Here is a 5395-nt window from a genome sequence, read left to right as displayed (position 1 = left end):
GGCTTTGGGCCTTCGGCCGGGCCTGCGGCCCCCCTCGGCCCGGGCCTGCCTCCGGTCCAGCCTGCCACCCCTGTCAAGCGCCTCCCCCACACACCACGGGACGGCACTCCCGTGGGACGGTCACCTGGGTTGGGCGCCCGCCCGGAGGCGCAGTGCGGTCGGTGCCGCGGTCAGGCCAGGGTGTCCAACAGGGCGCACTCGCGCGGGGAGAGCCGTACCGTCGCCGCGTCCAGGTTCTCCGCCAGGTGGGCCAGGGACCCCGTGCCCGGGGTCGGGCACAGCACCGGCGAGCGGTGCAGCAGCCAGGCCAGGGCCACCTGCCCGGTGCTCGCCCCGTGCTCGGCGGCCACGGTCGCCAGCGCCGCCGCGCCCTGGTGCGCCAGCGCGCCCTGGCCCAGCGGGGCCCAGGGCAGGAACGCGATCCCGCGCTCCCCGCACATCTCGAGCACGGCCTCCGAGGTCCGGTCGAGCAGGTGGTAGCGGTTCTGCACGGCCGAGATCGGGGCGTACTTCAGCGCCTCCTCCAGCTCCGCCGAGGTGACGGTGTCCAGGCCGACGTGCCAGATCTTGCCCTCCTGCCGCAACTCGAGCAGCGCGCCCAGCTGCTCGGCCATGGGCACGGCCGGGTCGAACCGGTGCAGCTGGTACAGGCCGATCCGGTCCGTCCGCAGCCGCCGCAGGCTCGCCTCGCACGCCGCGCGCAGCTGCTCGGGCCGCCCGGCCGTGTGCCACCGGTCCGGGCCGGTGCGCACCACGCCGCCCTTGGTGGCGACCACCAGGTCGCCGCCGTACGGGTGCAGGGCCTCGGCCACCAGCTCCTCGGCCAGGTCGGGCCCGTAGTTGTCGGCCGTGTCGATCAGCGTCACGCCGCGCTCGACCGCCGCGTGCAGCAGGGCGAGCGCCTCGGCGCGCCCACCCCGAGGGCCCCAGTAGCCGGGCCCCACCAGGCCGCCCGTGCCGAAGCCCAGACGGCGTACCGGAAGATCGCCGCCGATGACGTACGTCGCATCCACCATGACCCGACGGTAGCTCACCGGCCACGGTGTGCCAGGCTCGGCACATGCGCTACATCATCATCGGAGCGGGCGCGATCGGCGCCACCCTCGGCGGACGGCTCGCGGAGAGCGGCGGCGACGTCGTGCTCGTCGCCCGCGGGGCGCACGCCGCGGCCCTCAAGGCCGACGGACTGCGCCTGACCACCGCCGACGGCACCCGGGTGCACCGGCTGCCGGTCGTGGAAGCCCCCGGAGAGCTGGGCGAGTTGCGCCCGGACGACGTCCTGCTGCTGACCGTCAAGACGCAGCACGCCGCGGCCGCTCTTGACGCCTGGGGCGCGGCCGAGGTCGCCGGGGGCGGTACGGCGGCCCAGCGGCTGCCGGTGGTCTGCGCCCAGAACGGCGTGGAGAGCGAGCGGCTGGCGCTGCGCCGCTTCGACCGGGTGTACGGGGCCTGCGTGTGGCTGCCCTCGACGTTCCTGGAGCCGGGCGCGGTCTCGGCGCTGTGCGCGCCGCTGACGGGGATGGTGCACCTCGGGCGGTACCCGCGCGGGACCGACCGGGTGGTGCGACGCATCGCCGAAGAGCTGGGCGAGGCGGGCTTCGAGGCGCCGGTCGTCGAGGACGTGATGGCCTGGAAGTACGACAAGCTGCTCCATAACCTCGCCAACGCGGTGCAGGCCACCACCGGACCGGAGCCGCACCCGGCCAAGGCGCTGCTGGTCGCCCGGGCCGTGGCCGAGGCGCGGGCGGCGTTCGCGGCCGCCGGCATCGTCACGGTGGACGAGGCGGAGCGGGTCGCCGCGGCGCGCGAGACCCGCATCGTGCCACCGCCCGGGGTACGGGGCGGGTCCTCGTGGCAGAGCCTGCGTCGGGGCACCGGGTCGGTCGAGGCGGACTACCTCAACGGGGAGATCTCCCTCCTGGGCCGCCTGCACGGCGTCCCGACGCCGGTCAACGACACGCTGCGGCACGCGGCGAACATCTTCGCCCACGAGTCCCTCCCGCCGGGCTCGATGTCCGTCGAGGACCTCACCGCGCTGGCGGACGAGGCCGCGGCCAGGCCCTAGCCAGGGCGGGCGCCCCGCCGTTCCGCCGGTCCGCGGCTCAGAAGCGGTGCACGGGGGCGCCGTCCGTCTGCCAGTGCCAGGCCACGGGGGCGTAGCGCCGCTTCAGGGCGCTGCGCCCGGGGCCGTAGGCCTTCAGGGCGGCGCGGACCGCGTCCGCGAGGTCGTCGAGGTCCTCCGGCACGGGCACATGGAGCAGCAGGTGCTGCTTGCCGTGGACGAGCAGCAGCTCCCCGGCGGGCGTGCAGCCCATCAGGGAGAAGTGGGTCAGGGCCTTGAACGGCGCGTCCCCGAGCGGGATCCGGGCCCGCATCCGCCCCTCGGCGTCCCACGCGTACAGGCCGTAGCGGTTGAGGTGGAACGCGCGGGCGCGGTACGGGTCGCCCACCACCGTGTAGCGGGCACCGGTGAACGGGCTGTCCTCGTAGCGGTGCATGCCCTCCAGCTCGCCGCGCCGCACACCCCGCCCGTCGAGCAGCAGGAAGGAGAACACCTGCCCCCTGCTGCCCGACCGGTAGGTCCGGCCGAAGACGGGCACGACGAACAGGTCGTCCCCCATGGCCGCGGGGCGGCCCAGGAAGCAGTCCGCGTAGTCGAGGCGGGCGCGGTCGTCGGTCGAGAGCATCTCGGTCAGCGAGGGGGAGGGCCGGTTCGCGCCGCCGACGGGGGCGCCGTCGAAGACGACGTGCGGGTACCGGTCGGCCGCGGTCTGCCGGTCGGTGCGCGCGTCGTGGGTCGCGAGGGCGCGCAGGGTGGCCTTGGAGCCGGGGCCGAGCGCGCTGCCGGGCTCGGAGAGCGCGACGAGGTTGGCGACCTGCCCGGCCCAGTTCTTCACCCCGTACTCGGCGGTCGCGCACAGGAGCCGGCCGGAGGGCGTGACGTCGATCGACAGTGCGTACGGATCGCCGGTCCGCTCCTTCGACTCCCCGTCCTGCCACCCCCACGGCGTGCTCCAGGACTCCACGAGCCGGCTCAGATCGGGCGTGAAGAGGTGGGTGTTCCCCGGTGCGGAGCTGACCGCCACCGTGCCGTCGGGGAGGACGGCGAGACCGAAGTCGGATCCCCGGGTGAGCCCCGTCGGGACGTTGCCGGGCGTGGGCCCGCCGAGCAGGGCCGTCGCGGTGGGCGTCCCGTCGGGGTCGTAGCGGGTGATCAGGTGGTACGTGAAGTTGAGCCGGAAGGGGTCGCGGGAGGCGACCGCCTCCGGGCGGTAGCGGCCCGCCGCGCACAGGGCGTACGTCTCGCCGGCCGTGTTCGTGACGACGTCGTGCGTCCTGAAGCCCCATCCCTCGGAGGGCTTGGCGGTGAGGTCGACGCGGTGCTCGGCCACCACGGCGGCGGGCAGCGTCAGGGGCAGGGTCCGGGGCGGGGACGGGTTCGCAACCATGATCGCCATGATGCCCCGGAGGGCTGACAGCGGGCCCCGCTCAGGCCGTCAGGGCCGGGGGTGCGAGACCCGCCGCGCGGGCGGCGTCGTAGCGGGTGAGGAGGAGCCGGGCGACCTCGGGGGCGGGGCCGAGCACGTCGGCGAGGACGTCGGCGCCCGCCGCCTCGGCCCCGGCCGCGATGCGGTCCGGGAGGCGGCCGGGGGCGAGCACGTACGGGGCCACGGCCACGCGGCGCACGCCCTCGGCGCGCAGGGCCCGTACGGCGTCCTCCGTACGGGGAAGCGAGGCGGAGGCGAACGCAGGCCGCACGGCACACCAACCGGTGAGCCGCCACTCCCGCGCGATTTCTGCGATCACTGCGATCGCCTCCGGGTCGGTGGAACCGGCGGACGCGAGGACGACGCCGGTCGTCGCGCGGTCCGCCGGGGTGAGCCCGGCCTCCCGCAGCCGGCGCTCGAGCGCGGCCGTCAGGAGCGGGGACGGGCCCAGTACGTCCGCCACGCGGACGTCGAGTCCCGGCAGTCGGGACGTGGCCTCGGCCAGGGCCGCGGGGATGTCGGCCTTCGCGTGGAAGGCGCGGGTCAGGAGCAGCGGGAGGGCGACGACCTCCCGCACGCCGGACGCGTGCAGGGCCGCCAGCGCGTTCGGCACGGACGGCGCGTTGAAGTCCAGGTACGCCGTCTCCACCCGCAGCCCCGGCCGCAGCGCCGCCACCGTACGGGTGAGGGCGTGCACGGTCGCGGCGTGCCGCGGGTCGCGGCTGCCGTGGGCGATGACCAGCAGGGCGGGGCCCGCGGCCGGGGCCGGGCGCGGGCCGCGGCGGCGGGCCGGGGCGGGGGCGGTCAGGTCGTACACGGCGCGGTCACTTCACCAGCAGGCCGCGGCTGCGCAGCACGTACCGCTCGAGGGGGCTGAAGATCAGCAGGTCGATCGCGATGCCGACGACGAGGATCAGGAAGATCGCCAGGAACACGCCGGGGAGGTCGATGTTGTTGCGGCCGTTCTCGAGCAGCTGGCCCAGGCCCAGGCCGAGGTCGGGGGAGCTGGCGATGATCTCGGCGGCCATGAGGGAGCGCCACGAGAAGGCCCAGCCCTGCTTCAGGCCCGCGAGGTAGCCCGGCAGCGCGGCCGGCATGACCACGTGCCAGGCGCCCCTGACACCGGTGGCGCCCAGGGTGCGGCCGGCCCGCAGGTAGAGCGGCGGGATCTGGTCGACGCCGGAGACCAGGCCGTTGGCGATGGACGGGACGGCGCCCAGCAGGATGACGGTGTACATCATGGCGTCGTCGAGGCCGAACCAGAGGACGGCCGGCGGGACCCAGGCCACCGAGGGCAGCGACTGCAGGCCGGACAGGATCGGGCCGATCGCGGCCCGGACGGCCTTGACGCGGGAGACCAGCAGGCCCAGCGGCGTACCGATCGCCAGGGCGAACAGGAAGCCGAACAGGCCGCGGGAGACCGAGGTCCAGATGACCTCGAACAGGGTGCCCTGCAGCCACAGCTCGGACAGGCTGTCCCACACCGCGGACGGAGCGGGGAGCTTGGTCTCGTCGGTCACCTTCAGGGAGACCAGCGCCTGCCAGACGCCCAGGACGAGCAGGACGGCGACGAACGGCGGCAGGACCTTCTTGGTCAGGACCTCCCGGACCGGGGTGCGCCCGACCTCGACGGCGTCGAGGGCGTCCAGGCCCGCGCCCAGGCCGCCCAGGTCGTCGCCCCGGCGGGGCGGCGTGCCGGAGGCGGGGACGGCCGCGTCCGAGACGGTCTCGGTGGTGTCAGTGCTGGCCATGGCGGCGGATCTCCCCACGCAGGTGTTCGGTGATCTCGAGGGACAGTTCCGCGACGGCGGCGTCCTCGATGCGGCGTGGCTGCGGGATGTCCACGGTCCATTCCTTGGCGATGCGGCCGGGTCGTGAGGAGAGCAGTACGACGCGTTGGGCGAGGC

At 75.3% G+C, this 5395-nt stretch carries 5 protein-coding genes and 1 pseudogene; 1 reads left to right on the top strand and 5 read right to left on the bottom strand.

What is annotated here, in order from left to right; genetic code table 11:
* Window positions 1–170: 170 nt before the first annotated feature.
* Window positions 171–1016 carry an aldo/keto reductase gene (locus tag ACIQCH_RS38315; RefSeq protein ID WP_402588985.1) on the bottom strand — a complete coding sequence of 282 codons (846 nt, stop codon included), beginning with the start codon at window positions 1014–1016 and terminating at the stop codon, window positions 171–173.
* 44 nt (window positions 1017–1060) lie between these two features.
* On the opposite strand from ACIQCH_RS38315, the gene ACIQCH_RS38310 reads away from it, so the two are divergent.
* Window positions 1061–2065 (top strand): ketopantoate reductase family protein, encoded by a 1005-nt coding sequence (locus ACIQCH_RS38310; protein ID WP_402588983.1) that lies wholly within the window; start codon window positions 1061–1063, stop codon window positions 2063–2065.
* Between the two features lie 37 nt (window positions 2066–2102).
* Here the strand turns inward: ACIQCH_RS38310 and ACIQCH_RS38305 are convergent, their stop codons facing one another.
* From ACIQCH_RS38305 to ACIQCH_RS38290, 4 genes and pseudogenes are all read right to left on the bottom strand, one after another.
* Window positions 2103–3449: a hypothetical protein gene (locus tag ACIQCH_RS38305; protein WP_402588981.1), complete on the bottom strand. Its 1347-nt coding sequence runs from the start codon at window positions 3447–3449 to the stop codon at window positions 2103–2105.
* Window positions 3450–3489: 40 nt separating this feature from the next.
* A complete protein-coding gene (locus ACIQCH_RS38300; RefSeq protein ID WP_402588987.1) occupies window positions 3490–4296 on the bottom strand; it encodes a sirohydrochlorin chelatase in 807 nt (268 codons plus the stop codon).
* A 16-nt stretch (window positions 4297–4312) separates the two neighbouring features.
* Window positions 4313–5239 carry an ABC transporter permease gene (locus tag ACIQCH_RS38295; RefSeq protein ID WP_402588979.1) on the bottom strand — a complete coding sequence of 309 codons (927 nt, stop codon included), beginning with the start codon at window positions 5237–5239 and terminating at the stop codon, window positions 4313–4315.
* A pseudogene (locus ACIQCH_RS38290) lies at window positions 5226–5395 on the bottom strand (ABC transporter ATP-binding protein); the annotation flags it as partial. The gene ACIQCH_RS38295 and the pseudogene ACIQCH_RS38290, both read right to left, overlap by 14 nt.

The sequence above is a fragment of the Streptomyces sp. NPDC093225 genome (genome assembly GCF_044753805.1).
In the GTDB taxonomy this organism is placed as follows: domain Bacteria; phylum Actinomycetota; class Actinomycetes; order Streptomycetales; family Streptomycetaceae; genus Streptomyces.
Note: the sequence above shows the minus strand (reverse complement) of the source record. Positions and strands in the feature narration are given on the sequence as shown.